This is a genomic window from Mycobacterium sp. 852002-51961_SCH5331710 (assembly GCF_001665535.1).
Classification (GTDB): Bacteria; Actinomycetota; Actinomycetes; order Mycobacteriales; family Mycobacteriaceae; genus Mycobacterium.
In genome coordinates this window covers 27,303-51,348 of sequence record NZ_LZSQ01000061.1, presented here as the reverse complement: position 1 = coordinate 51,348, position 24,046 = coordinate 27,303, and the positions used below count along the sequence as shown (strand labels likewise).

Annotated in this window: 29 protein-coding genes and 1 tRNA gene; 19 read left to right on the top strand and 11 right to left on the bottom strand. The window is 67.4% G+C overall.

Annotation, left to right across the window (positions count from 1 at the left end):
• The first annotated feature begins 2 nt into the window (after positions 1-2).
• Together A5752_RS10455 and A5752_RS10450 are read left to right on the top strand one after the other, a co-directional pair.
• On the top strand, positions 3-848 hold the full coding sequence (locus A5752_RS10455) for a virginiamycin B lyase family protein (protein ID WP_067084918.1): 846 nt from the start codon (positions 3-5) through the stop codon (positions 846-848).
• A 104-nt stretch (positions 849-952) separates the two neighbouring features.
• Positions 953-1,681, top strand: a complete 729-nt coding sequence (locus A5752_RS10450) for an MspA family porin (RefSeq protein ID WP_231983376.1) — start codon at positions 953-955, stop codon at positions 1,679-1,681.
• A gap of 7 nt (positions 1,682-1,688) precedes the next feature.
• Here A5752_RS10450 and A5752_RS10445 read toward each other — a convergent pair whose 3' ends face one another.
• The 3 genes from A5752_RS10445 to A5752_RS10435 form a co-directional block, all read right to left on the bottom strand.
• On the bottom strand, positions 1,689-3,119 hold the full coding sequence (locus A5752_RS10445; protein WP_067084914.1) for a neutral zinc metallopeptidase: 1,431 nt from the start codon (positions 3,117-3,119) through the stop codon (positions 1,689-1,691).
• Between the two features lie 68 nt (positions 3,120-3,187).
• The gene (locus A5752_RS10440) at positions 3,188-5,194 is read right to left on the bottom strand and encodes an ATP-dependent DNA helicase (RefSeq protein WP_067084913.1); all 2,007 of its coding nucleotides are present in this window, start codon (positions 5,192-5,194) and stop codon (positions 3,188-3,190) included.
• Between the two features lie 6 nt (positions 5,195-5,200).
• Positions 5,201-6,460, bottom strand: coding sequence for a nicotinate phosphoribosyltransferase (locus A5752_RS10435; RefSeq protein WP_067084934.1), 1,260 nt, complete (start codon positions 6,458-6,460; stop codon positions 5,201-5,203).
• Between the two features lie 103 nt (positions 6,461-6,563).
• On the opposite strand from A5752_RS10435, the gene clpS reads away from it, so the two are divergent.
• From clpS to A5752_RS10375, 12 genes are all read left to right on the top strand, one after another.
• Positions 6,564-6,878 carry an ATP-dependent Clp protease adapter ClpS gene (gene clpS / locus A5752_RS10430; RefSeq protein ID WP_067084911.1) on the top strand — a complete coding sequence of 105 codons (315 nt, stop codon included), beginning with the start codon at positions 6,564-6,566 and terminating at the stop codon, positions 6,876-6,878.
• Positions 6,879-6,885: 7 nt separating this feature from the next.
• Positions 6,886-7,470: an oxidative stress transcriptional regulator AosR gene (gene aosR, locus A5752_RS10425; RefSeq protein WP_067084909.1), complete on the top strand. Its 585-nt coding sequence runs from the start codon at positions 6,886-6,888 to the stop codon at positions 7,468-7,470.
• Positions 7,467-8,486 carry a P1 family peptidase gene (locus A5752_RS10420; protein WP_067084908.1) on the top strand — a complete coding sequence of 340 codons (1,020 nt, stop codon included), beginning with the start codon at positions 7,467-7,469 and terminating at the stop codon, positions 8,484-8,486. The genes aosR and A5752_RS10420 overlap by 4 nt, the downstream gene beginning before the upstream one ends.
• Positions 8,487-8,545: 59 nt before the next feature.
• Positions 8,546-8,980 carry a M67 family metallopeptidase gene (locus A5752_RS10415; protein ID WP_286150371.1) on the top strand — a complete coding sequence of 145 codons (435 nt, stop codon included), beginning with the start codon at positions 8,546-8,548 and terminating at the stop codon, positions 8,978-8,980.
• A gap of 29 nt (positions 8,981-9,009) precedes the next feature.
• Positions 9,010-9,291 carry a MoaD/ThiS family protein gene (locus tag A5752_RS10410; RefSeq protein ID WP_067084905.1) on the top strand — a complete coding sequence of 94 codons (282 nt, stop codon included), beginning with the start codon at positions 9,010-9,012 and terminating at the stop codon, positions 9,289-9,291.
• A 2-nt stretch (positions 9,292-9,293) separates the two neighbouring features.
• Positions 9,294-10,256 carry a cysteine synthase gene (locus A5752_RS10405; RefSeq protein WP_067084903.1) on the top strand — a complete coding sequence of 321 codons (963 nt, stop codon included), beginning with the start codon at positions 9,294-9,296 and terminating at the stop codon, positions 10,254-10,256.
• A complete protein-coding gene (locus A5752_RS10400) occupies positions 10,247-10,930 on the top strand; it encodes a rhomboid family intramembrane serine protease (RefSeq protein WP_067084901.1) in 684 nt (227 codons plus the stop codon). The genes A5752_RS10405 and A5752_RS10400 overlap by 10 nt, the downstream gene beginning before the upstream one ends.
• Before the next feature lie 8 nt (positions 10,931-10,938).
• Positions 10,939-11,760 (top strand): glutamate racemase, encoded by an 822-nt coding sequence (gene murI / locus A5752_RS10395; RefSeq protein ID WP_067084900.1) that lies wholly within the window; start codon positions 10,939-10,941, stop codon positions 11,758-11,760.
• Between the two features lie 58 nt (positions 11,761-11,818).
• Positions 11,819-12,595 (top strand): cyclic nucleotide-degrading phosphodiesterase, encoded by a 777-nt coding sequence (locus tag A5752_RS10390; protein WP_067084898.1) that lies wholly within the window; start codon positions 11,819-11,821, stop codon positions 12,593-12,595.
• A 26-nt stretch (positions 12,596-12,621) separates the two neighbouring features.
• Positions 12,622-13,404 carry a ribonuclease PH gene (rph, locus tag A5752_RS10385; RefSeq protein WP_067084896.1) on the top strand — a complete coding sequence of 261 codons (783 nt, stop codon included), beginning with the start codon at positions 12,622-12,624 and terminating at the stop codon, positions 13,402-13,404.
• Positions 13,401-14,009, top strand: a complete 609-nt coding sequence (rdgB, locus tag A5752_RS10380) for an RdgB/HAM1 family non-canonical purine NTP pyrophosphatase (RefSeq protein ID WP_067084932.1) — start codon at positions 13,401-13,403, stop codon at positions 14,007-14,009. The genes rph and rdgB overlap by 4 nt, the downstream gene beginning before the upstream one ends.
• Positions 14,010-14,102: 93 nt before the next feature.
• On the top strand, positions 14,103-15,563 hold the full coding sequence (locus A5752_RS10375; RefSeq protein WP_286159388.1) for an MFS transporter: 1,461 nt from the start codon (positions 14,103-14,105) through the stop codon (positions 15,561-15,563).
• On the opposite strand, the gene A5752_RS10370 is transcribed toward A5752_RS10375, so the two are convergent.
• Complete coding sequence (locus A5752_RS10370) at positions 15,541-15,873, bottom strand: DUF3817 domain-containing protein (RefSeq protein WP_067084894.1); 333 nt, start codon at positions 15,871-15,873, stop codon at positions 15,541-15,543. The two genes, A5752_RS10375 and A5752_RS10370, sit on opposite strands and share 23 nt — an antisense overlap.
• Positions 15,870-16,247, bottom strand: a complete 378-nt coding sequence (locus A5752_RS10365; RefSeq protein WP_067084892.1) for a hypothetical protein — start codon at positions 16,245-16,247, stop codon at positions 15,870-15,872. Before A5752_RS10365 ends, A5752_RS10370 begins: the two co-directional genes overlap by 4 nt.
• A 36-nt stretch (positions 16,248-16,283) precedes the next feature.
• On the opposite strand from A5752_RS10365, the gene A5752_RS10360 reads away from it, so the two are divergent.
• Positions 16,284-16,365, top strand: a tRNA-Leu gene (locus tag A5752_RS10360).
• 51 nt (positions 16,366-16,416) lie between these two features.
• Here A5752_RS10360 and A5752_RS10355 read toward each other — a convergent pair.
• The 3 genes from A5752_RS10355 to A5752_RS10345 form a co-directional block, all read right to left on the bottom strand.
• Positions 16,417-16,905 (bottom strand): SRPBCC family protein, encoded by a 489-nt coding sequence (locus A5752_RS10355; RefSeq protein ID WP_067084890.1) that lies wholly within the window; start codon positions 16,903-16,905, stop codon positions 16,417-16,419.
• 35 nt (positions 16,906-16,940) lie between these two features.
• Entirely contained in the window at positions 16,941-17,159 is a 219-nt protein-coding gene (locus tag A5752_RS10350) for a hypothetical protein (RefSeq protein ID WP_067084888.1), read from the bottom strand.
• A gap of 91 nt (positions 17,160-17,250) precedes the next feature.
• On the bottom strand, positions 17,251-17,565 hold the full coding sequence (locus A5752_RS10345) for a WhiB family transcriptional regulator (RefSeq protein ID WP_084792511.1): 315 nt from the start codon (positions 17,563-17,565) through the stop codon (positions 17,251-17,253).
• Positions 17,566-17,684: 119 nt separating this feature from the next.
• Here A5752_RS10345 and A5752_RS10340 point away from each other — a divergent pair, with 119 nt between their 5' ends.
• The gene (locus tag A5752_RS10340; protein ID WP_067084886.1) at positions 17,685-18,314 is read left to right on the top strand and encodes a TetR/AcrR family transcriptional regulator; all 630 of its coding nucleotides are present in this window, start codon (positions 17,685-17,687) and stop codon (positions 18,312-18,314) included.
• 3 nt (positions 18,315-18,317) lie between these two features.
• Here A5752_RS10340 and A5752_RS10335 read toward each other — a convergent pair whose 3' ends face one another.
• Positions 18,318-19,169, bottom strand: coding sequence for an AraC family transcriptional regulator (locus A5752_RS10335; RefSeq protein WP_067084884.1), 852 nt, complete (start codon positions 19,167-19,169; stop codon positions 18,318-18,320).
• A gap of 24 nt (positions 19,170-19,193) precedes the next feature.
• Here A5752_RS10335 and A5752_RS10330 point away from each other — a divergent pair, with 24 nt between their 5' ends.
• Positions 19,194-20,456 carry an amidohydrolase family protein gene (locus tag A5752_RS10330; protein ID WP_067084883.1) on the top strand — a complete coding sequence of 421 codons (1,263 nt, stop codon included), beginning with the start codon at positions 19,194-19,196 and terminating at the stop codon, positions 20,454-20,456.
• 10 nt (positions 20,457-20,466) lie between these two features.
• Here the strand turns inward: A5752_RS10330 and A5752_RS10325 are convergent, their stop codons facing one another.
• Positions 20,467-21,540: an NAD(P)H-dependent amine dehydrogenase family protein gene (locus tag A5752_RS10325; RefSeq protein WP_067084881.1), complete on the bottom strand. Its 1,074-nt coding sequence runs from the start codon at positions 21,538-21,540 to the stop codon at positions 20,467-20,469.
• Positions 21,541-21,552: 12 nt separating this feature from the next.
• Entirely contained in the window at positions 21,553-22,341 is a 789-nt protein-coding gene (locus A5752_RS10320) for an SDR family NAD(P)-dependent oxidoreductase (protein ID WP_067084879.1), read from the bottom strand.
• Positions 22,342-22,413: 72 nt separating this feature from the next.
• Here A5752_RS10320 and A5752_RS10315 point away from each other — a divergent pair, with 72 nt between their 5' ends.
• Both A5752_RS10315 and A5752_RS10310 read left to right on the top strand, forming a co-directional pair.
• Positions 22,414-23,013, top strand: a complete 600-nt coding sequence (locus A5752_RS10315; RefSeq protein WP_067084877.1) for a TetR family transcriptional regulator — start codon at positions 22,414-22,416, stop codon at positions 23,011-23,013.
• A gap of 108 nt (positions 23,014-23,121) precedes the next feature.
• A complete protein-coding gene (locus A5752_RS10310) occupies positions 23,122-23,769 on the top strand; it encodes a hypothetical protein (RefSeq protein WP_231983373.1) in 648 nt (215 codons plus the stop codon).
• Positions 23,770-24,046 lie beyond the last annotated feature (277 nt).

Genomic DNA, 24,046 nt, shown 5'->3' with positions numbered 1-24,046 from the left:
CCATGACACAAGCGCTCAAGGTCGCCGTCGACGGCGGTCCGTACGGGATCGCGGCCGGGCACGACGGTGCGATGTGGGTGACGCTGGCCCAGGCGCACGAGATCGCCCGGGTGACGGCGACCGGCGACGTCACGCGGTATCCGGTCGGGCCCGACAGCCGCCCGATGGTCATCACCGCAGGCCCGGACGGCGCGCTGTGGTTCACCCGCCACGACGACAGAATCGGCCGCATCACCACCGCCGGCGAGCTCAGCGCCGTCGACCTGCCCGGCGGCAGCGACCCCTACGGCATCACCGTCGGACCCGACGGTGCGCTCTGGTTCACCGCGATGACGTCCGGGGTCGTCGGGCGGGTTTCGGTCGACGGTGAGCTGACCGAAACCCATCCGGTCGGCGGCGCCCCGTCGATGATCGTCTCCGGCCCCGACAACGCGCTGTGGTTCACCATGAACCAGGCCGGTGCAATAGGCAGGCTGACCCTGTCCGGTGAACTGAGCGTGCGCGAAACCCCCACCGCCGCTTCGGGTCCCGTTGGCATCACCGCCACGCACGACGATGCGGTGTGGTTCACCGAGATCCTCGCCGAACGACTCGGCCGGATACCGATGGACGACGCGATCCAGGAGATCGAACTGCCCGGGAAGCCGCACGCGGTGATCGCCGATCCCAGCGACGGGGTGTGGGTGACCCTGTGGGGTTCGAGTCAGCTCGCCCGTGTCGGGGGAGACGGTGACGTCGTGACCATCGACCTGCCGCCCGGCAGTGAACCCCACGGGCTCGCGGTCGACGCCGAAGGCGCCGTGTGGGTCGCGCTGGAGGCAGGTCACGTCCTACGCATGCCCACCTGACGGGGCGATCGGACCGATTCTGGGAGCATCCGCCCGCGGCTCACATCTGGCGCGGTAGGTTCCGAAGCGTTGCTAACGATGGAGGGTGGGCAGTGGCGGTTGGAATTGTGCTGCGACGAGGTATGACGCTGGTCGCGGTCGCGGGTGTCCTGGGCACTTTGGGGGTTGCACCCGCCTCGGCCGATCCGGAGGTCGAGCCGGTCGTCGCCGAGGTGCCCGCCGAGGGTGCACCGCCTCCGCCTCCGCCCGACGGGGCCGTCGAGTCGACGCCGCCCGCGGTGACCGATACCCCGAACGGGTGGACGTTGACGTTGTCGGCCAGAGAGGAGACGCAGGCGCCGATACCGCCGTTGACGACCGCCTTGTCGTCCCGCGAGTACGTCGTCGGCGGCACGTACCAGGGGTCGCTCGTCGGCGCGGACGATGGTGAAGCGCCCCAGGGCACGCTCGAGGTCGGCTACGAAATCGGTTGCGGCATCGACATGAGCACGTCGAACGGTGTCTCGCTGACCGGCACCGCCGGTATCAACCCGTCGATCGGCTTGCTCGGCCTCACCGTTGCCCAGGGATCGGACTTCGGGGTCCTGCCCAGCCTCGGCGGCAACATCGGCGGCGGCATCACCGTCGGCCTCAAGCCGGGCCTGGTGAACGTGGTTCCGGTGACGAAGAAGGAGTTCACCGGCACCGACCCGTGGGTGATGGTCAGCGGTTTTCGGGTGAAGATCGACGGCTGCGTCGGCGAGTCGTTCATCCGGTCCTACGCCTATCTGGTGCACTCCACCGACCAGTCCGACGCGGTGCTGGCCTGGTACGGCGTGACCAAAAAGATCTGAGTGCCGCCTAGTCGAAGCGTTTGAAGCAGCGTTCGGTGTCGCCCAGGACACCGACGCGGAAGGCGTCGATGCGGGAGAACCCCGACGGCACCGATTCGCCGTTGACATCGCTGGCCACCAGGCCGTTGGTGAGGATGCCCGACACGGCCTCGTCGACGTCGCCGGCCGTGAGCGCCACGGTGTTGCCGTCCGGGGTTGTCACGCTCTTGGACAGTTTGGTGGTCGCCACCCCGGTCAGGCATGCCGTGCGCAGCGCGGCCTCGGCGTTGTCCAGTGCGACGCCGCCGTGTTCGTTCTGAATCGCCTGCATGTAACGCGACACCAGCACCGAGTAGGCGGTGTTGTCGCCGCTGGCCAGGCCGACCGGATCCTCGATGTCGGGCTGGGCGCCCATCTCTGCGAGCTCATCGAGATCGACCGCGATCGTGTTCGTCGCCGGACAGTAGGACACCGGCGGGCTCGGCCGCGCGTCGGTGCACTCGGCGCGTTCGAAGCTGAGTCGTGGCGGGTTCGCGGGTTTGAAGAGGATGCCCATCGCGTCCATGACCGATCGCACCGATTCTTCGGAGACGGGCCACTCGCCGGTCTCGTCCTCTTCCAGCAGCACGGGCAGATTGCCTCGGCGCTGGCCGATCTCGCGCATGTCGATGCTCGCACACGCCGAGGGCCCGTCGGTGAAGCCGAACTGGAAGGCCGATAGGCGTTCGAACGCCGAACCGTGTTCGTCGACACCGACTTCCGGGTCGTCTTCGCTCAACAGCGGATCGCGGAAAGCGATGACGGCCGCCAACACGTTGTTGAGCCCGTCGCCTGTCGACAGTGTGAAGCGCGGTGAGTCACCTTCGGCGACCCAGCGCATGTAACCACCCGCGAGGCAGTCGGCTTGTTGTTCGGAGACCAGAGTCGGGGTTTCGTCATCGGCCAGGCCTGCCAGCTTCTGCACCGCGTGGCCGTACTCGTGGGCGAGCACCATCGTCACGCCCATGTCGCCGAACTCCTGCCGCAGGCTCGGAAGAAGTTCGCCGCGATCCCATCCGATCGTGTTGTCGGTGTTGCAGTAGCCGGCGTTGACCAGACCATAGGTGTCGGTGTCGCAGAACCCGGTGCTGTCGAATCCGTTGGCGTCCCAGGAGTAGACGCGATCGACCGGCTCGAACTGGCCATCGAAGGCGCTGCTATAGGCGCCTTCCCAGAATTCCTCGATGTCGCTGATCGCCTGGCGGCCGAGCTCGTCGATCTCGCTGCCGTCGGTGCCCACCACCACGCGTGACGGGCCGCGTGCGTCCGGCCGTAAACCGGTGGGGCCGTCGGTCGCCGGCATGCCCGCGACGCGGAACGGATCGCTGAACACCGAAACGGGTTCGCCCCGTAGCGTGGTTGTGCACCCGGCCATCACAAGCACCGCCGAGAACACCGCCACCGCGCGGACTGGTTTCATGGACGCCGCCTTTCGCGTCGAGGCGGCCTGGGGCACGCACAGTGAAGCGTTGACAGAATAAGAAAGAATCAGCCCGCGCGTAGACGTTCGAGCGCGGCACGGACGCGGTGCGAGTCGGTTGTCGCCCAGAACGGCGGCAGCGAGGCCCGCAGGAATCCGCCGTAGCGGGCGGTGGCCATCCGGGAATCCAGCACGGCGACCACACCGCGATCTTCGACGGTGCGCAGGAGTCGTCCCGCCCCTTGTGCCAACAGCAGCGCGGCATGGCTGGCCGCGACGGCCATGAATCCGTTGCCCCCGCGGGCGGCCACCGCCCGCTGCCGGGCCGTCAGCAGCGGGTCGTCGGGGCGGGGGAACGGAATGCGGTCGATGAGCACGAGCGACAGCGACGGACCGGGCACGTCGACGCCCTGCCACAGCGACAACGTGCCGAACAGCGACGTCTCCGGGTCGTCGGCGAACCGCTTCACCAGCGCCGACGTGGTGTCCTCGCCCTGGCACAGCACCGGGGTGTCGAGACGGTCGCGCATGATCTCGGCGGCGGCCTTGGCCGCGCGCATCGAGGAGAACAACCCAAGCGTCCGACCGCCGGCCGCGGCGATCAGGCCGGCGATCTCGTCGAGTTGTTCCGCCGATCCCGTGCCGTCGCGTCCTGGCGGCGGCAGATGCGCTGCGACGTAGAGGATCCCAGACTTCGCGTGCTCGAACGGCGATCCGACGTCGATGCCCTGCCACCGGAGCCGCTCTGGCGGCGGCGTCGAACACGGGGCGTCCTCACCTTTCAACCCCCACGCCGAGGCCATCGCCTCGAAGGTGCCGCCGATGGTCAACGTCGCCGATGTCAGCACGGTCGTCGCATTCTCAAAGAGACTGGTGCGCAACAATCCTGACACCGAGAGCGGCGCGACCCGCAAGACCGTCCGCACGGACCCGCGCGTCTCCTCGCGTTCGATCCACACCACGTCCGTGCGGTCCGGGATGGCCGGGACGAAGGAGTCGATGATGCGCGAGGCGGTGTCGCCGATGTCGGTCAACGCGGTCACCGCCTCGGTGCGCGCGGAGGCCGCCGCCGGGTCGCTGGGCGCGGTGTCGATCGCCGAGCGGGCCCGATGCGCGGCGTCTCGCACCGCGGTCAGATACGTCGCCAATTCGTCGTCGAGCACGTCGATGCGGCCCGGTTCGGTGTCGTGGATGGCCGACGACAGCGTCGCCGTCGCCGCCTCCAACCGCTGGGCGAGCTCCTCGTCGATCAGGCGCGCGGCCCGGCGGTGGGCGACGCCGAGCGACGTCGCCGACAGCTCGCCGGTGGCCACCGAGGTCACCCGGTCGACCAACTCGTGCGCCTCGTCGACGACGAGCCAGTGGTGCTCGGGAAGCACCGCGGCATCGGAGATCGCGTCGATGGCCAGGAGCGCATGGTTGGTCACGACGACATCAGCGTGGCCGGCTTTCTCCCGAGCTTTCTCCGCGAAGCAGTCGGTGCCGAACGGGCAGCGCGCCACGCCGATGCATTCGCGTGCTGAGACGCTGACCTGAGACCAGGATCGGTCTGCGACACCGGGTGTCAGCTCGTCACGGTCGCCGGTCTCGGTGTCCGAGGACCAGGCGATGAGCCGCTTCACATCGCGGCCCAGGGCGCTGCTCGCCACGGGTTCGAACAGCTCCTCCTGCGGACGGTCGTCGGGCTCGGTCGCGGCTCCGTTGTGGATCTTGTTCAGGCACAGATAATTTCCGCGGCCCTTCAACAGCGCGAACTCCGGGGTGCGGGGCAGCGCTTCGGACAGCGACTCGGCCAGCCGCGGCAGGTCGCGGTCGACGAGTTGGCGTTGCAGCGCGATGGTCGCGGTCGACACCACGACGGGTTCGTCGCTGTCGACCGCGCGTGCGATCGCGGGCACCAGGTAGGCCAGCGATTTCCCGGTGCCCGTCCCGGCTTGAACGGCCAAGTGCTCACCGGTCTCGAAGGCGTTGGCGACGGCTTTGGCCATCTCGATCTGGCCTTCGCGTTCGCGGCCGCCGAGACCCGCGACGGCTGTGGCCAGTAGTTCAGTGATGTCCGGCGTGTCCGACGTGATGACCCCCTACGCGCCGGGCGGGATCAGCCGCGTCGGCACCGCCGGCTCACCGCGGGACAGTTTCAACCCGTCCCAGGGAAGGCTCGTCAGGCCGGCTCGGACGCGGTCGCGTGCCGCGTCGAGGGACAGTTCACCGACGGGTTCGCCGCGCTCCACCAAGGGGACGGTCAACGGTCGCGAGGTGAACCCGTCGGTGTCGGCGGGCGGGCGGCCGTAGGGGTAGATGACCTCCTCGACGATCGTGCCGGTCTTCTTGGTCAGCCGCATCGCCTGTTTGCGACCGCCGTGCGACTGTTTGTGGCTGCTGCGTTTCTCCACCGGAAGACCGTCCACCTCGGCCAACTTGTAGACCATGCCGGCGGTGGGAGCGCCGGAACCGGTGACGAGCGACGTTCCGACGCCATAGATGTCGACGGGTTCGGCGCGCAACGCGGCGATCGCGAACTCATCGAGATCTCCCGACACCACGATCTGCGTCTTGGTGGCGCCGAGGTCGTCGAGCTGCGTGCGAACCTGACGCGCCAGCACCCCGAGATCACCGGAATCGATGCGCACCGCACCGAGTTCCGGACCGGCGACCTCGACGGCGGTCGCCACCCCCTCGGTGATGTCGTAGGTGTCGACGAGCAGCGTCGTGCCCGCCCCGAGCGCGTCGACCTGCGCGCGGAAGGCGGCCCGTTCGTCGGGTCCGTCGGGGGTGGTGTGCAGCAGCGTGAACGCGTGCGCGCTGGTGCCCAGCGCCGGAACGCCGTAGTCGCGCTGGGCCGCCAGGTTGGACGATCCGGCGAAACCGGCGAGGTAGGCGGCGCGGGCCGCGGCGACAGCGGCTCGTTCGTGGGTGCGCCGCGAACCCATCTCGATCAGTGGCCTTCCCTGGGCCGCGCTGACCATGCGGGCGGCGGCGGAGGCGATCGCGGTGTCGTGGTTGAAGATCGACAACGCCAGGGTCTCCAACACGACACATTCGCCGAACGTGCCGTGCACCGAGAGCACCGGCGAGCCCGGGAAGTACAGCTCGCCCTCGGCGTATCCGTCGACATCTCCTCCGAACCGGTAGTCGGCCAGATAGGCGAGTGTCTTCTCGTCGAGGAAGTCCGCGAGCGCCGAGAGCGTCGCATCGTCGAATTCGAACTGCGCCAAAGCATCAACAAACCGTGCGGTGCCTGCCACGACGCCGTAGCGGCGCCCTTCGGGCAGTCGGCGCGCGAAGAGCTCGAAGGTCGTGCGCCGGTGCGCGGTGCCGTCGCGCAGCGCGGCCGCGAGCATCGTCAGCTCATACTTGTCGGTGAGCAGGGCCGGGGATGCGGCGGTCACAGGTGTCACCGTAGTAGCTCGAAGTGCCGGTTATGCGTTGGCTATCCTGAACAACATGGTTACGCCGGCGAAGGCTCGACCGGGGACTCGCGAGGAGCGGGGCGTCAAGTCCGTCGCGACGGAAGACGCCGCCACCGACACTCCGTGGGTGACCATCGTGTGGGACGACCCAGTGAACCTGATGACCTACGTGACCTACGTCTTCCAGAAGCTGTTCGGCTACCCCGAGGCGCACGCGACCAAATTGATGCTTCAGGTGCACAACGAGGGCAAGGCGGTGGTCTCGGCGGGCAGCCGCGAGGCGATGGAGGTCGACGTGTCCAAGCTCCACGCCGCCGGGTTGTGGGCGACCATGCAGCAGGACCGCTGACAGACAAGTGCGTAAATGGAAGCGGGTGGAGACCGTCGATGGCGCACGCTTCCGGTCGGCCATCGCGCCTCACGAGGCCGCATTGTTGCGAAGCCTGGCCACCTCGGTCGTGGGGATGCTCGAGGAGCGCGAATCATCCGCGCCCGCAGACGAACTCGAAGAGATCACCGGTATGCGCACCGGTAATTCGACGCCGCCCGACGACGACACGATGAAACGTCTGCTGCCCGACTTCTACCGGCCGCAGCGCGACCACCCGGCCGGCTCCAATGCCACCGAGAGCCTGAACAGCGCACTGCGAAGCCTGCATGAGCCCGAGATCATCGACGCGAAACGTCAAGCGGCGCAGACACTTCTGGATACCATGCCCGTGCAGGGCGGCAAGTTCGAGTTGACCGAGGACGACGCGCACGCTTGGGCCGCCGCGGTCAACGACATGCGCCTGGCCCTGGGCACCATGCTCGCGATCTCACCGGACGGGCCCGACGAACTGCCGCCCGACCATCCGATGGCCGGGCATCTCGACGTCTACCAGTGGCTGACCGTGCTGCAGGAGTATCTGGTGCTGGGATTGATGGGGAAGTCGAGATGAGTTCGATCACCGATGTGGCGGGCATCCGGGTGGGCCAGCACCATCGCCTCGACCCTGACGTGACGCTGGGTTCGGGCTGGGCGAGCGGCACCACGGTCGTGCTCACACCGCCGGGCACCGTCGGCGGCGTCGACGGCAGGGGCGGGGCGCCCGGCACCCGCGAGACCGATCTGCTCGATCCGATCAACTCCGTTCGCCACGTCGACGCCGTGGTGTTGACCGGTGGCAGCGCCTACGGTCTGGCCGCCGCGGACGGGGTGATGCGCTGGCTCGAGGAACAGGGTCGCGGCGTCGCCCTGGAGGGCGGCGTGGTGCCGATCGTGCCCGCCGCGGTGGTGTTCGACCTTCCGGTCGGCGGATGGCAGTGCCGGCCCACCGCGGAGTTCGGGTACGCCGCGGCCGCCGACGCCGGAACCGAGGTGGCGCTCGGCACCGTGGGCGCGGGCACCGGCGCGCGCGTGGGCGTGCTCAAGGGCGGCGTGGGCAGCGCGTCGACGGTCCTGGACTGCGGCGCGACCGTCGGTGCGCTCGTGGTGGTCAACGCCGCCGGGGACGCGGTCGACACCGCGACCGGCCTGCCGTGGCTGGCGTACCAGATCGAGGAGTTCGGTCTGGTCGCCCCGCCGGCCGACCAGATCGCGGCGTACGCCGACCGGCACCAGGAGTACAGCCCGCTCAACACGACCATCGCCGTCGTCGCCACCGACGCCGCGCTGAGTCCGGCGGGGTGCCGGCGGGTCGCCGTCGCCGCGCACGACGGGCTGGCACGCACCATCCGGCCGTGTCACACGCCGCTCGACGGGGACACCGTCTTCGCGCTGGCCACCGGCGCCGTCGAGGTGCCTCCCGATCCCACCGCGCCGGCGTCGATGTCGCCGGAGGTGCCGCTGATCACTCAGGTGGGCGCCGCCGCCGCGGACTGCCTGGCCCGCGCGGTGATGGTCGGTGTGCTGGCCGCCTCGTCGGTGGCCGGAATACCCGCGTACCGGGACCTGTTGCCCGGAGCGTTCGAGTAATCGCGAAACTGCATTCCAGCAGCCGTTTACTCGATGTTTCGCTGCTGGAATACAGTTTCGTGCAGAAAGGGGTAGTTGCTGTGCTGGTCATCCGAGCGGATCTGGTCGACGCCATGGTCGCCCACGCCCGCGCCGATCATCCCGACGAGGCCTGCGGCGTGATCGCGGGGCCCGAGGGCTCGGACCGCCCGGAGCGCTTCATCGCGATGACCAACGCGGAGCGGTCGCCGACGTTCTACCGGTTCGACTCGGGGGAACAGCTCAAGGTGTGGCGGGCATTGGAAGACGCAGGTGAGGCGCCCATAATCATCTACCACTCGCACACCGCGACCGAGGCGTACCCCAGCCGCACCGACATCGCGTACGCATCCGAACCCGACGCCCACTACGTGCTGGTGTCGACCCGCGACCCGGAGAAACACGAACTGCGGAGTTACCGCATCGTCGACGGCGTCGTCACCGAGGAACCCGTCAAGATCGTCGAGCAGTACTGAAAAGACCTGAGCCCTAAAGGAGCCGTTGCATGTCTGTTTCCGTGTCCATCCCGACCATCCTGCGCACCCATACCGGTGGGGAGAAGCGCGTCACCGCATCCGGCGAGACGCTGGCGGCGGTGATCAGCGACCTGGAGGCCAACTACTCCGGCATCTCCGAGCGCCTGATGGACAAGGACAACCCCGGCAAGCTGAACCGCTTCGTCAACATCTACGTCAACGACGAGGACGTGCGGTTCTCGGGCGGGCTCGACACCACGATCGCTGACGGCGACTCGGTGACGATCCTGCCCGCGGTGGCAGGCGGCTGATCTTGGCGCGATACGACTCGCTGCTCGAAGCCCTGGGCAATACGCCGCTCGTGGGTCTGCGCCGGCTCTCGCCCCGCTGGGACGAGGAGCCCCATGTGCGGCTGTGGGCCAAGCTCGAGGACCGCAATCCGACCGGCTCCATCAAGGACCGACCGGCGCTGCGGATGATCGAGGAGGCCGAGCGGCAGGGCCGGTTACAACCCGGCGCGACGATCCTGGAGCCGACGAGCGGCAACACCGGCATCTCGCTGGCGATGGCGGCACTGCTCAAGGGCTACCAGATGATTTGCGTGATGCCGGAGAACACCTCGATCGAGCGCCGTCAGCTGCTCGAGCTCTACGGTGCGCGAATCATCTACTCCCCCGCCGAGGGCGGCTCGAACACCGCCGTCGCGCATGCGAAAGAGCTTGCGCTGCAGAACCCTTCGTGGGTGATGCTCTACCAGTACGGCAACGAGGCCAACTCGCTGTCGCATTACGAGGGCACCGGCCCCGAGCTCCTCGCCGACCTTCCGGAGATCACCCACTTCGTCGCCGGGCTCGGCACCACCGGAACCCTGATGGGGACCGGACGGTTCCTGCGCGAACGCAAACCGGACGTGAAGATCGTCGCCGCCGAACCCCGGTACGGCGAGGGTGTCTACGCGCTGCGCAACATCGACGAGGGATTCATTCCCGAGCTCTACGACCCGGATGTGCTCACCACGCGGTACTCCGTCGGTTCGTACGACGCGGTCAAACGCACCCGCGACCTGGTCCAGGTGGAAGGGATCTTCGCGGGCATCTCCACCGGCGCGGTGCTGCACGCGGCGCTGGGCATGGCGGCCAAGGCGGTCAAGGCGGGGGAGCAGGCCGACATCGCGTTCGTCGTCGCCGATGCGGGGTGGAAGTATCTGTCGACCGGTGCGTACGCCGGTAGCCTTGATGACGCCGAAGACGCGCTTGAAGGGCAGCTATGGGCATGACCGGTTATCCGGGGACCACACCGTCGCAACCGAGGAAGCGGCCCGCGTGGGTGATCGGCGCCGTCACGGTATTCAGCTTCGTCGTGCTGCTGTGGGTCATCGAGTTGTTCGACTCGCTGTCGAACCACCGGCTCGACGACAACGGCATCCGGCCGTTGGAGTCCGATGGCCTACTGGGCATCCTGTTCGCCCCGTTGTTGCACTCGACCTGGGACCACCTGATCGCCAACACCGTGCCCGCGTTGGTGCTCGGCTTCCTGATGACGCTGGCGGGCATGTCGCGGTTCATCTTCGCGACGGCCATCGTGTGGATTCTCGGCGGGTTGGGCACCTGGCTGATCGGCAACATCGGGATGCACTGCCCGTACGTCGGGGTGCGGTGCGAGGCCAACCACATCGGCGCTTCGGGGCTGATCTTCGGCTGGCTGGCGTTCCTCATCGTGTTCGGGTTCTTCACCCGTAAGGCGTGGGAGATCGTCGTCGGCGTGATCGTGCTGCTCGTCTACGGCAGCGTTCTGCTCGGCGTGCTGCCGGGCACCCCGGGGGTCTCGTGGCAGGGCCATCTCAGCGGTGCGGTCGCGGGCGTCATCGCGGCGTATCTGCTGTCCGGGCCGGAGCGCAAGGCACGCGAGAAGCGCAAGAGCGTGGCGACGAACCCGTACCTGACGTCGTGACCCCGGCAGTGTCTGCGGACGCGCCCGTCGGCATCTTCGATTCGGGCGTCGGCGGGCTCACGGTCGCCCGCGCGATCATCGACCAGTTGCCCGACGAGAACATCGTCTACGTCGGCGACACCGGCAACGGGCCGTACGGGCCGCTGACCATTCCGGAAGTGCGTGCCCATGCGCTGGCGATCGGGGACGATCTCGTCTCGCGTGGGATCAAGGCGCTCGTCATCGCCTGCAACACGGCGTCGTCGGCGTGCCTGCGCGACGCCCGCGAACGCTACGCCCCGGTGCCCGTCGTCGAGGTGATCCTGCCCGCCGTGCGCAGGGCCGTCGCCGCCACCCGCAACGGCCGGATCGGCGTCATCGGCACCGAGGCGACGATCGCGTCCGGCGCCTACCAGGACGCGTTCGCGGCGGCCCGCGACACCGAGGTGATCGGGGTGGCCTGCCCACGCTTCGTCGACTTCGTCGAGCGTGGCGTGACCAGCGGGCGGCAGGTGCTGGGCCTCGCCGAGGGGTACCTGGAACCGCTTCAGCGCGCACAGGTCGACACGCTCGTTCTGGGCTGCACGCACTACCCGATGCTGTCGGGGCTGATCCAGTTGGCGATGGGCGACAACGTCACGTTGGTGTCGAGCGCCGAGGAGACCGCCAAGGACTTGCTGAAGGTGCTCACCGAACTCGATTTGCTGCGCCCGCACGACGGTCCTCCGGTGCGGCGAGTCTTCGAGGCGACGGGCGATCCAGACGCGTTCACCGCCCTGGCCGCACGGTTTCTCGGGCCCACACTCGACGGCGTTCGACCTGTTCAACGTCACGTCGGCGCGCCAAGATGATTTCGGTCGCTCAAACCGGCCATGTTTTCGTCACAGGCCGATCGGGCATGGCAAGCTAGTGAGTGTGCGAATCACCGTTCTCGGTTGCTCCGGCAGTGTTGTCGGACCTGATTCGCCAGCGTCCGGATATCTAGTCTCCGCACCCGATACCCCGCCGTTGGTGCTCGACTTCGGCGGCGGAGTGCTCGGCGCGCTGCAGCGCCATGCCGATCCCAACGACGTGCACGTGCTGCTGTCTCATCTCCATGCCGACCACTGCCTCGATCTGCCGGGGCTGTTCGTGTGGCGGCGCTATCACCCGTCGCCGGCGCAGGAGCGCGGCATCATGTACGGCCCCGCCAACACGTGGGCGCGGCTCGGCGCGGCGTCCTCGCCCGAAGGCGGGGAGGTCGACGACTTCTCCGACATCTTCGAGATCCGGCACTGGGTCGACAACGAACCGGTCACCATCGGCTCGCTGACCGTGACGCCGAAGCTCGTCTGTCACCCCACCGAGTCTTACGGCATGCGCATCACCGATCAGGACGGCGCGACGCTGGTCTACAGCGGGGACACCGGTTACTGCGACGCCCTCATCGACTTGGCGCGCGGCGCCGACGTGTTCCTGTGCGAGGCCTCATGGACGCATTCGCCGGAACGGCCCCCGCGGCTACACCTGTCGGGCACCGAGGCGGGGCGGGCCGCGGCCGAGGCCGGAGTCGGTGAACTCCTGCTGACCCACATCCCGCCGTGGACGTCGCGCGAGGACGTCATCAGCGAGGCCAAGGCCGAGTTCGACGGTCCGGTGCACGCGGTGGTGTGCAACGAGACGTTCGACGTCGTCCGCGCCGCCTAGTCAGAACCGACCGATAGGGTTGGTGCGTGTCCCAGAGAGAAGACGGCCGGCTTGACGACGAGCTGAGGCCGGTTCGCATCACCCGCGGCTTCACCACCCATCCCGCCGGTTCCGTGCTGGTGGAATTCGGCCAGACGCGCGTCATGTGCACGGCGAGCGTCACCGAGGGCGTGCCGCGGTGGCGTAAGGGCTCCGGAAAAGGTTGGCTGACAGCCGAATACGCGATGTTGCCCGCCGCCACCCACGACCGGTCAGACCGCGAGTCCGTCAAGGGCCGCGTCGGTGGCCGCACCCAAGAGATCAGCCGGCTGGTCGGAAGGTCGTTGAGGGCGTGCATCGACCTCGCGGCGCTGGGCGAGAACACGATAGCGATCGACTGCGACGTGTTGCAGGCCGACGGGGGCACCCGCACCGCGGCGATCACCGGGGCCTACGTCGCGTTGGCCGACGCGGTGACCTACCTGGGCGCCGCCGGCAAGCTGTCCGACCCGCGCCCGCTGTCGTGTGCGATCGCCGCCGTCAGCGTCGGCGTGGTCGACGGCCGGGTCCGCGTCGACCTGCCCTACAGCGAGGACTCGCGCGCCGAGGTCGACATGAACGTCGTCGCCACCGATACCGGAACCCTCGTCGAGATCCAGGGCACCGGTGAGGGCGCGACGTTCCCCCGCTCGACGCTGGACAAGATGCTCGACGCCGCGATGGGTGCGTGCGAGCAGATCTTCGAGATCCAGCGCCAGGCCCTGGAGCTGCCGTATCCCGGGGTGTTGCCGGAGTCGAAAGAGCCGCCGAAGAAGGCGTTCGGAAGCTGACCGAGCTGCTGGTGGCCAGCCGCAACCCGAAGAAGCTGGCCGAGTTGCACCGCGTGCTGACGGCGGCGGGGGTGTCGGGGTTGACGCTGCGCTCGCTCGACGATGTGCCCGCGTTCGACGAGGCGCCCGAGACCGGCGCGACATTCGAGGAGAACGCATTGGCCAAGGCGCGCGACGCGTTTCGGGCGACGGGTCTTGCGACGGTCGCCGACGATTCCGGGCTGGAGGTCGCGGCGCTGAACCGGATGCCGGGGGTGCTGTCGGCGCGGTGGGCGGGCCGGCACGGTGACGACACGGCCAACACCGCGCTGCTGTTGGCGCAGCTGGCCGACGTGCCCGACGACCGGCGCGGCGCGGCGTTCGTGTCGGCGTGCGCGCTGGTGCACGGCGCCGGCGAGGTCGTCGTGCGGGGCGAGTGGCCGGGCAGCATCGTCCGCGAACCCCGCGGCGACGGCGGCTTCGGCTACGACCCGGTGTTCCTGCCGGAGGGCTCGACGCGCACGGCCGCCGAACTCGACCCCGCCGAGAAGGACGCGGCATCGCACCGGGGGCGGGCGCTGACGGCCCTGCTTCCCGCGTTGCGCGCGTTGGCCGATCGAACCTGAGCTCGCGCTCGAGATCCGGCGGATATGTCGAGGACGAACTCACGTTCGCCGCCGAAATTTTGTATAGCTCAACTAAGCGGTAGCATCCCCGGGGTGCGCCGCTCCTCCGTCGATTCCGAAGTCGGCAGGACGCGGCACCCGGCGATCGTCGTGGCGGTGCTCGCAGCGGCGGGCATCAGCGTCTCGCTGATGCAGACGCTCGTCATCCCGCTGATCCCCGAACTGCCCACGCTGCTGAACACCAGCGCATCCAACGCGTCGTGGGTGATCACCGCGACGCTGCTGACGGCGGCCGTCGCGACGCCGATGTTCGGCAGGCTCGGCGACATGTACGGGCCCAAGCCGATCCTGATCATCTGCGCCCTACTGCTCACCGTGGGATCGCTGATCGCGGCGACGACGACCGCGCTGATCCCGGTCATCGTGGGCCGCGGGCTCCAGGGCTTCGGCATGCCCATCATCCCGCTGGGCATCAGCGTCATGCGTGCCTCGGTGCCGGCACATCGGGTCGGCACCGCGATGGGTCTGATGAGCGCATCGCTGGGTGTTGGTGGTGCGCTTGGTCTTCCGCTGTCGGCGATCATCGCCGATCGGTTCGACTGGCACGCGTTGTTCTGGTTCGGCGCCGCGCTCGGCGTCGTGGCGGCGGTGTCGTTCGCGGTGCTGGTGCCGCACCTTCCCTCGGTCTCCGCCGACCGCTTCGATGCGTTGGGCGCGCTCGGGCTGGCGGGCGGGCTCGTGACGCTGCTGTTGGGCATCTCCAAGGGCGGAAGCTGGGGCTGGACGAGTGCGATCACCGTGACGATGTTCGCCGCGTCGGTGGTGATCTTCGGACTGTTCGCGCTGTGGCAGTTCCGGACGACTGCTCCCATCGTCGATCTGCGCACGACGTTGAAGCGGCCGGTGCTGACGACGAACCTGGCGTCCATCGCGGTGGGCTTCTCGCTGTTCGCGATGTCGCTGATCGCGCCGCAGATCCTCGAACTGCCGGCGGGTGCGGGTTACGGGCTGGGCCAGTCGATGTTGGAGACCGGTCTGTGGATGGCGCCCGGCGGTCTGGCGATGATGCTGACCTCGCCGGTGGCCGCCCGGATCGCCGGTGTACGCGGTCCGCGGTTCACGCTGTTCGTCGGATCGACGGTGGTGGCCGTCGGCTATCTGTCGGGACTGCTGCTGATGAACAGCGCGTGGCAGCTGTGCGTGTTCAACGTGATGGTCAGCGTCGGCGTCGGCTTCGCGTTCTCGTCGCTGCCCGCGCTGATCAACGCGGCGGTGCCCGTATCGGAAACGGCGGCAGCCAACGGAATCAATGCGCTGGCGCGGTCGCTGGGAACGTCGGTCTCCAGCGCGGTCATCGGCGCGGTGCTCACGGTGATGACCACGACCGTCGCCGGCCAGCAGGTGCCGTCGCTGGGCGGGTTGCGCGTGGCGCTGCTGATCGCGGCCGGTGCGGCCGTCATCGCCGCGCTCACCGCGCTCGCGATCCCGAAGGGCGACGAATCGGAGGAGTCAGAGCCCGATCTGGCGCTGACTACAGACCGTAGCGTTCCTTGATCTCGCGGGTCTGAACCTGCTCGACGATGATGCCCACGAGCGGAATGGTGCCGGCGAGCAGAACCCCGACGGTCTTCCCGATCGGCCAGCGCACCTTGACCGCGAGGTTCGCGGTGAAGAGCAGATACACGAAGTACACCCAGCCGTGGACCACCGCGATCCAGTTCAGACCCTCGACGTGGTAGACGTACTTCATCACCATCTCGTAGCAGAGCGCGATGAGCCAGATGCCCGTCGTCCAGGCCAGCACTCGGTAGCCCAGAAGTGCCTTGCGGATGTTTTCGGCGGAGGTGATCGGCTGCTCGGTCATGTGGCCGGGTGTTCCTTGTCTTTCTTCGCGAGCTCGGCCAGGTAGGCGTTGTACTCGCGTAGTGCGGGGTCGTCGACGTCGTCGTCGAAGCGGGTTGACGCTGCGGGTTTTTGGGGGAGCAGGTCCTCAGGGATCTCGGTGATGTCGCGATTCGTCGGCAGGGGTGGTGCCTCCTCGTAGCGCACGAACTTGTAATACGCGTACACGACGAAACCGGCGAACAGCGGCCACTGCATCGCATAGCCGAGGTTCTGGAAGCTGCCCGAGGCCGACTCGAAGCGGGTCCACTGCCACCACGCCAACGCCAGACAGCCGGCGGCGCCGACGATCACCAAGGCGATGAGCGCCGGCCTCCTACGCCGTGTAGTGGACACCTTCCAACGGTACCGCGCTACCCTTGGACGGCCCATGCGCGAGTGGCGGAATGGAAGACGCGATGGTTTTAGGTGCCATTGTCCTGTGGACGTGGGGGTTCGAGTCCCCCCTCGCGCACCCACGCCGATCGGCGGCTTCTGCGCCGGCGTCGTGATCCGACGGCCGCGTTCAGTCGGCGAAGTACTTCTGCCCGCCGCTGGGTACGCGCCCGAATCCGGCTCTGAGCAGAGGCGCCAAGACCGCGACCGGCAGGCTCGCGGCCCTCTTCGGTTCGATCGCGACCACCCAGGTGAACCGCGTCTGCCGGCCCTCCGCTTCGACGAGGTAGTCCTCGGCGAACCGTTTGAACAGCGGCAGCGTCGACTCGTATACGTAGAAGGACTTCTGCCGGCCCTCGTCCCATGCGAAGAAGCGCTCGCGCATGACGGCCCCGCCGGGAGCGGTGACGTCCCTAGTCGTGCCGACGCCGAAGGGGCGCGGTGAGGTCCAGGTGACGTCCTTGATGGACGGCCCCCACGCCGCCAGCGATTCGTCCGACGTCAGCGACTCCCACACGCGTTCCGGCGTCGCGGCGAAACGCTTCTCGTAGCGGAAGACATGGGGTGCTGACACCAGGAAGTCGGCGTCGGCGGAGAGAAGGGGATACCAGCGGGCCATAGCTGGCCATCATGGCAGGCCCGCGGCGAGGGGGCTCAGTCGTCCCGGCTCTGCTTGCCGAAGCAGACCATGCTGGCGGTGAAGCTGAAGACCGCGACCACACCGGCGGTGGCGGCCAGCGGCGCGTCGGAGGCACCCCAACTCGCGAGCCCGACCGCGACCGCGATGATCGCGGTGAAGATCAGGAAGAGGCCCGTGGTGGCGAGCGCTTCGGCGGCCGGATTGTCAGCGGGGGCGAGGGCGCGCTCGCGCATCGAGGTCTCCTGTTGGCTCGCGGTTACGGACGGTTGTGCTGAGGTTGCCCACTGGCAACCGCCGTGAAACCCGCGCCCGAAAAGACCCGGTTCAGCCCGCCTTTCGGACCGTGAACCCGTTGAGTTCGGCCAGCGACTGCAGTTGCCGCAATGCGAATTGGCGTGACCGGCCGGTGTCGGGGATGTGGATGCCGGCCCATACCCCGACGGCCCCCGGCGTTTGGCACGCCTCCCGCGCACAGAGCCAGCGTCGCGGACATGTCCGGCACAACTCCTTGGCGCCGTCGTCGGCCCCTAGGGCCCATCGGTCGGGGTCCTGGGCGCAGGCGCCGATCGGAGCGTTCTGCAATGCGCCGACCGAAAAGGGGCGCGCCGTCCTGCCGGTCGGCCGTTCGTCGGCGGGCATCTGCGTCTCCTCTCGGTCGTGCGGTCCGCGACTCGGCCGACAATACACGTGTATCGTTGCTGGCGACACTTCGGCAGTGGCTAGGGTGTGGGGGTGAACTCTCTCGCCCGCGGGTATCGATGACGGCGGTACGGACGGATCGGTACGCCTCCGGTGGTGATCAGCGTCCGAGCGTCGAACGGATTCGTGACGCGGCACTGAAATGCTTCGCGGACCGGGGCACGTCCGCGACGTCGCTGCGCGCGGTCGCGGCGGAAGCGGGTGTCTCGCTCGGGTTGGTGCAACACCATTTCGACACCAAGGCGAACTTGATCAAGGCCGTCGACGAACATGTGCTCGGTGTGATGGCCTCCGCGCTCGCGAAACCCATTCCCGAACCGCCGGCAGATTCCATCGCCGACATCGGTAACAGGGTGACGTCGCTGGTCGCCGACGAGCCGGATGTGGTGGCGTACGTCGGCCGCGCGCTCACCGACGGCAGCGCGCTCGGGCGGGAGGTATTCGATGCGTTGGCGGACATCGGTGCCGAGCGGTGGCAGGTGCGCGCCGAGCAGAACCTGACCCGACCGGATCTCGATCCGATCTGGGGCACGCTGAATCCGCTGGTGCTGGCGCTCGGGGCGTGGGTGCTGCGCGCCCACATCGAGCGTCATCTTCCCGAACCGCTCGAGACGCCGACACAATTGCGGCGGTGGCAAGAGGCCACTGACTCCCTCCTGCGTGATGGGCAGATGCGCCACCAATCCTGACGTCTACAGCGAGGTGCCGCCGACCCGTTTGCGGTAGCTCGTCGGCGTCTCCCCGCAGAACTGCGTGAAGGCCCGGGTGAACGAACTGAGGCTGTCGAAGCCGACGGCCGACGACGTCTCCTGAACCGACTGCCCCGGTGCGGCGAGCAACGCCATGGCCTTGAGCATCCGAGCGTGCAGAAGGTATGTGCGCCATGGCATTCCGACGGCATCCTGAAACAGTCGCCGCAGCGTCCGCTCCGATACGGAAACCGCCCTGCTCACCTCGTCCGCGCTCACCCCGTCCAGATGCTCTTTGGTATAGGCCATCGCGGCGGCGACGATCGGGTGTTCGGAGCTGGGCAGGCTCAACGGCGCCTCGTGGTCGAGCGCCTCGGCCACCAGGTTTGCCAAGGTGCGGAAGAACGCATCGGAGATCTCGTCGCCTTCCGGCCTGTCGATCGGCCAGCGCAGCGCGTAGACCATCATCTCGCGGATCAGCGGCGACACCGCGAGGATGCGTGCCCGCTCGCCAGCGTGCGGGATCAGTTGCGGATCGAACATCACCGCTACGGTCCGGACGTCGGGGTTCATGGTGGCCTGATGTTCGAGCCCGACCGGAATCCAAGCCGCCTGTTGGGGCGGCAACAGGTAGTGCGCCGAGTCGGTTTCGACCTCGACAACCCCGCCGAGCGCGTACTCGATCTGGTGCACGTCGTGCGAGTGCCAACCGGTGATCAGCGCGTCACCCTCGTACAGATAGCTGCCGCCCAGCGCGCGCCCGCCTCGCCGCAGGTCGATGACCCGGCGGGTGGGGACGCCGGCCAGTTTGGCCGGTTCGGCCAAACCTCTGTCCGATAGCGCAGAGACGGTCACGGTGCTAGACGGTACTACTGAGGTATGAACGTTGACGACCTGATTCTGGTGAGCATCGACGACCACGTGGTGGAACCGCCCGACATGTTTCTTCGGCATGTTCCGGCCAAGTACAAGGACGAGGCGCCGATCGTGGTCACCGACGACAAGGGCGTCGACCAATGGATGTATCAGGGCCGCCCGCAGGGGGTCAGTGGGCTGAACGCGGTGGTGTCCTGGCCCGCCGAGGAGTGGGGCCGCGATCCGGCCGGCTTTGCCGAGATGCGGCCCGGCGTGTACGACGTGCACGAGCGCGTCCGCGACATGAACCGCAACGGCATCCTGGCCTCGATGTGCTTCCCGACGTTCACCGGGTTTTCCGCACGACACCTCAACATGCACCGCGAAGAGGCCACCCTGGTGATGGTGTCGGCCTACAACGACTGGCACATCGACGAGTGGGCGGGTTCATACCCCGACCGCTTCATCCCGATCGCAATCCTGCCGACCTGGAATCCGGAGGCCATGTGCGACGAGATCCGCCGCGTCGCCGCGAAGGGCTGTCGTGCGGTGACGATGCCGGAACTGCCGCACCTCGAGGGTCTTCCGAGCTATCACGACGAGGAGTACTGGGGCCCCGTCTTCCGGACCCTGTCCGACGAGAACGTGGTGATGTGCCTGCACATCGGCACCGGTTTCGGCGCGATCAGCATGGCGCCCAACGCCCCGATCGACAACCTGATCATCCTCGCCACCCAGGTGTCGGCGATGTGCGCGCAGGATCTGCTGTGGGGTCCGGCGATGCGCAACTACCCCGACCTGAAATTCGCGTTCTCCGAAGGCGGTATCGGCTGGATCCCGTTCTACCTCGACCGCAGCGACCGTCACTACACCAACCAGAAGTGGCTGCGACGTGACTTCGGGGACAAGCTGCCGTCCGACGTGTTCCGCGAGCATTCGCTGGCCTGCTATGTCACCGACAAGACGTCGCTGAAGCTGCGTCATGAGATCGGCATCGACATCATTGCGTGGGAATGCGACTACCCGCATTCGGACTGCTTCTGGCCCGATGCGCCCGAACAGGTGCTCGCCGAACTGAATGCGGCCGGTGCGTCCGATTCAGACATCAACAAGATCACCTGGGAGAACTCGTGCCGGTTCTTCAGCTGGGATCCGTTCAAGCTCACACCGAAGGAGCAGGCGACAGCAGGGGCGTTGCGCGCCAAGGCCACCGACGTCGACGTCTCGATTCGCCCCCGTAAGGAGTGGGCGCGGCTCTACGAGCAGAAGCAGCTCGCGAAGGCATAGGCTCGGCGGGTCACCACATCAGGCCGCGAGCCATCTCCGACGGCGGGATCTCCTCCATTGAGATCAGGCCCGCGGGGGCCCGGCACACCCAGTCGATGACGTTCACGACGCGGGCCGCGGTCGAGACGCAGCCCGCCTCGGTGACGTCGAGAACCGGGTGCGAGAGCAGGGTGTTGATCTCGACGCGCGGCTCACCCTCGATGATCACCTTGTGCACCCCGAGGTGTCCGTCCGGTGGGTACTCCCAGTCCGGCGCGGCCGCGGGGGTGAGCCGGGTGGTGTGCTCGACGGTGATGACGGGGGAGCCGGCGCAGATGCCTTCGGCTGCGAAGCGCACACCCGCCATCCCGCCGGGCTCGACGGTCATCATCTTGCATTCGATTCGCCTGTCGGTGTACCACGGCTCGAAACGCTCGGTGACGTCGTCGAGTTCGACACAAAGGTGGGTGGCGATGTTGCGTACCAGCCCACCGAACATCGCGGTGATGACGCCCGGTAAGAAGGCCATCGCGGGGTCGTCGCCTGGCTTGCTGCCGAAACCCATTGCGGTGCCGGTGTACTCATAGTCGTCGTAGTTGCCGTAGTCGAAGACCTCCCGGACGGTGACCGATTCCGCACGGGTCGCGAGGCTGAGCGCAGCCAGCACCGCGGTGTCGCCCGAGTACCCCGGGTCGATCCCGTTGACGTAAAGCGACGAATTGCCCTTCGCGCAGGCATCTTCCAACGGTCCCCGCAGCCAGTCGTCGGCCTGGCGCGGCGTCACCAGCCACACCATCGACGTCCCGACGACATTGATCCCAGCGGACAGGAACCGCGACATCTGCTCGAGGGCTTCCATCGGACGCGTCTCACCGAGGGCGGTGTAGACAACGCAGTCCGGCTTCAACGCGATCAGCGCATCGATGTCGTCGGTGGCGATGACGCCGGACGGATCGGCCAGGCCGCACAACTCGGCCGCGTCGCGCCCGACCTTCTCGGGGCTGGCGGCGTGGACGCCGACGAGTTCGATGTCGGGACGGCCGATGAGCGCCCGAAGTGAGTGCTGACCGACGTTTCCGGTGGAAAACTGGACCACTCTTCGCATTGCACGCCTCGATCAGTAGTCGGGTATGGGCAGCGGCAGGTTATTCGATTCGATTCCGCCGTCGACGTGGAAGATGGCGTTGGTCGCGTAGCAGTCCTTGGTCGACAGGTAGACGCAGAGCCGACCGAGATCCTCGACGTTGCCGAGTCGATGCAGGGGCGTGAGGGAGAGCATCGTGTCCAGCGCCCCCGGCATCATGTCGAGACCGGATTGCAGTCCCTCGGTGGCGAACGAGCCGAGTGCGATGGCATTGACGCGGATCTTCGGCGCCAACTCTTGGGCCATCGCCCGGGTGAGCGCTTCGAGCCCACCTTTGGCGACGCAGTACGAGGTGAGCGCGCGGATGCCGAAACGTGCTGATCCCGAGGAGATGTTGACGATGTTGCCGTGTCCGGCCTCGATCATGTGACGGGCGGCGAGTTGACTCATGATGAACGCTGACGTGACACACCAGTCGAACGTGTGCCGGAAGTCCTCGTCGGTGATGTCGAGAAACGACCCGAACGTCGAACCACCCACATTGTTGATGAGGATGTCGATGCGCCCGAACTCTTTCATCGCCGTGCCCACCACACGTTCGCCGTCCGGACGGCTGATGGCGTCGGCCACCAGGGCGAGCCCCTTACCGCCCGAATCCTCGATGCCCTTGATCGTTGCCACGATGTCGGATTCGGTGCGTGCGGTGCCGACGACGGTGGCCCCTGCTTCGGCGAGGACCCTCGCGATCCCCTGTCCCACCCCCTTGCCCGCTCCGGTGACGATCGCCACCTGCCCGTCGAGGTTGAACTGTTCGAGCGCCATCGAACTCCTTCCGAAATTGACTGCAGTCAATCACACGTGTCAATACCCGGTCGGTATTGCTATCGTCGGGGCATGGCAGTGGTGGACAAACCCTCAGCGCGCGAGGCCAAACGCTTACAGACGCGCGAGCGGTTGATGGGCGCGGCCATTGCGGAGTTCAAGCGGTCGGGCATGGCCGAGGCCGATGTGGGCGCGATCGTCGCCGCGGCCGGGGTCGCGCACGGCACGTTCTTCTTCCACTTCCCGACGAAGCAACATGTGCTGCTCGAACTGGAGCGTCGCGAAGAGGAGCGCATCGCCAAACAGCTCGGTCGGTACGCCGATTCGGCTCGCGACCTATCCGCCGTGCTCGACGAGGCGGTTCAACTCGTTCTGGGGCTGGAACGCCGTCTCGGGGCGATCTTGTTCAAAGACTTTCTTGCCCTGCATTTCTCGCAGACACGCCCCGCGGACGAGAGCAACGAGCATCCGGTCATCGTCAGGGTCGCCCAGGAGATCGAGCGGGCACAGAAATCAGGCCGGGTTGCCCCCGACGTCGACCCGATGAACAGTGCGGTGTTCTTCTTGCTGGGCCTTTACGCATTGTTGACGACCACGCACGAATGGCCCACGCAGAGCTCCATGCTCGACGACTATGTGACACGCACCCTGCGGGGTATCGAAGCCCGATAGTTTGTTGACTGGGGTCAGTCTTCCTGCGATGCTCACAAGGCCGACTCTCAGGAGGGTGCCTTGACTCTGCGCACAGAACCCGTCGCCGCCGGCGGTCTGGACGAGCACATGGAACGCTCCCGGCTGGCCCAACGCCAGGCGGACAAGTGGCTGATATCCGGCAGCCTGCTCATCGGCACCGCGGCCCTTGGGATCTTCGGCCTCCCGCTGTTTCTGCGCGGTGTCTGGCTGCTGCGTAAGGCTGCGCGCGAGGGCCTGTCCGTGCGTCCGATGATCGTCACACTGATCGGCTATCTGGTGATCATCGACGCGGCCATCAATACGGTGGGCTGGGCGCTCGACCTGGTGGCGAACCACACCATCCTGGCGCGAATCCTGTTGAACGGCTGGGGCGCGATGTTCGACGCCGGTTACTTCTGGCACTACAACGAGCTGTGGCTCGGCGGCGCCGCCGGACCGGGCGAGAAGGCGATGGAGGTCGGGATGATCCTCACCGTCTTCACCATGCGGATCGCCGCGGGAATCGGGTTCCTGCAGATGAAGCGCTGGGGTCACCAGTGGATGATCGTCACCTGCTGGATGGGTGTGCTCATCTGGTGTCTGTATGTGTTCAACATGACGATGTACGCCGACGTGCGGTACGCGGGCACGATCTTCCCCGTCGTCGGTTGGTGGCTGTACGACATCTTCTACATCACGCCGTTCCTCGCGATTCCGTACCTGCACACGGTGAACAGGGAAATCTTCTCTGACTGACTCAACTCATTGACCTAAGTCAGTATATGGACTACAAAGGGGCATACCATGACGGCTCAGGCCAAGCTGTTGGCGCGCGTGGAAGGCCGGGGACGAACTGACGGCCGCGGTCGCCATCCGGTGCCGCCCGAACCGACCACCTCGGCCGTGCGGCTGAGCACTTCCCGCTGACATCAACCCGCTCCGAGGAGGCGCCCACGTGGACTGGATCTGGGAGATACTTCGCTACGTCGCCGCCTGGGGCGGCACCGGCCTGATCATCTGGTTCTGGTACTGG

Excerpts from the sequence above, each read along its gene's own strand:
- A5752_RS10455 (WP_067084918.1), top strand. The coding sequence starts at position 3 with ATGACACAAGCGCTCAAGGTCGCCGTCGACGGCGGTCCGTACGGGATC.
- A5752_RS10445 (WP_067084914.1), bottom strand. The coding sequence starts at position 3,119 with ATGAAACCAGTCCGCGCGGTGGCGGTGTTCTCGGCGGTGCTTGTGATG.
- A5752_RS10435 (WP_067084934.1), bottom strand. The coding sequence starts at position 6,460 with ATGCTCGCGGCCGCGCTGCGCGACGGCACCGCGCACCGGCGCACGACC.
- clpS (WP_067084911.1), top strand. The coding sequence starts at position 6,564 with ATGGTTACGCCGGCGAAGGCTCGACCGGGGACTCGCGAGGAGCGGGGC.
- A5752_RS10420 (WP_067084908.1), top strand. The coding sequence starts at position 7,467 with ATGAGTTCGATCACCGATGTGGCGGGCATCCGGGTGGGCCAGCACCAT.
- A5752_RS10410 (WP_067084905.1), top strand. The coding sequence starts at position 9,010 with ATGTCTGTTTCCGTGTCCATCCCGACCATCCTGCGCACCCATACCGGT.
- A5752_RS10400 (WP_067084901.1), top strand. The coding sequence starts at position 10,247 with ATGGGCATGACCGGTTATCCGGGGACCACACCGTCGCAACCGAGGAAG.
- A5752_RS10370 (WP_067084894.1), bottom strand. The coding sequence starts at position 15,873 with ATGACCGAGCAGCCGATCACCTCCGCCGAAAACATCCGCAAGGCACTT.
- A5752_RS10355 (WP_067084890.1), bottom strand. The coding sequence starts at position 16,905 with ATGGCCCGCTGGTATCCCCTTCTCTCCGCCGACGCCGACTTCCTGGTG.
- A5752_RS10350 (WP_067084888.1), bottom strand. The coding sequence starts at position 17,159 with ATGCGCGAGCGCGCCCTCGCCCCCGCTGACAATCCGGCCGCCGAAGCG.
- A5752_RS10345 (WP_084792511.1), bottom strand. The coding sequence starts at position 17,565 with ATGCCCGCCGACGAACGGCCGACCGGCAGGACGGCGCGCCCCTTTTCG.
- A5752_RS10340 (WP_067084886.1), top strand. The coding sequence starts at position 17,685 with ATGACGGCGGTACGGACGGATCGGTACGCCTCCGGTGGTGATCAGCGT.
- A5752_RS10330 (WP_067084883.1), top strand. The coding sequence starts at position 19,194 with ATGAACGTTGACGACCTGATTCTGGTGAGCATCGACGACCACGTGGTG.
- A5752_RS10325 (WP_067084881.1), bottom strand. The coding sequence starts at position 21,540 with ATGCGAAGAGTGGTCCAGTTTTCCACCGGAAACGTCGGTCAGCACTCA.
- A5752_RS10320 (WP_067084879.1), bottom strand. The coding sequence starts at position 22,341 with ATGGCGCTCGAACAGTTCAACCTCGACGGGCAGGTGGCGATCGTCACC.
- A5752_RS10315 (WP_067084877.1), top strand. The coding sequence starts at position 22,414 with ATGGCAGTGGTGGACAAACCCTCAGCGCGCGAGGCCAAACGCTTACAG.
- A5752_RS10310 (WP_231983373.1), top strand. The coding sequence starts at position 23,122 with ATGGAACGCTCCCGGCTGGCCCAACGCCAGGCGGACAAGTGGCTGATA.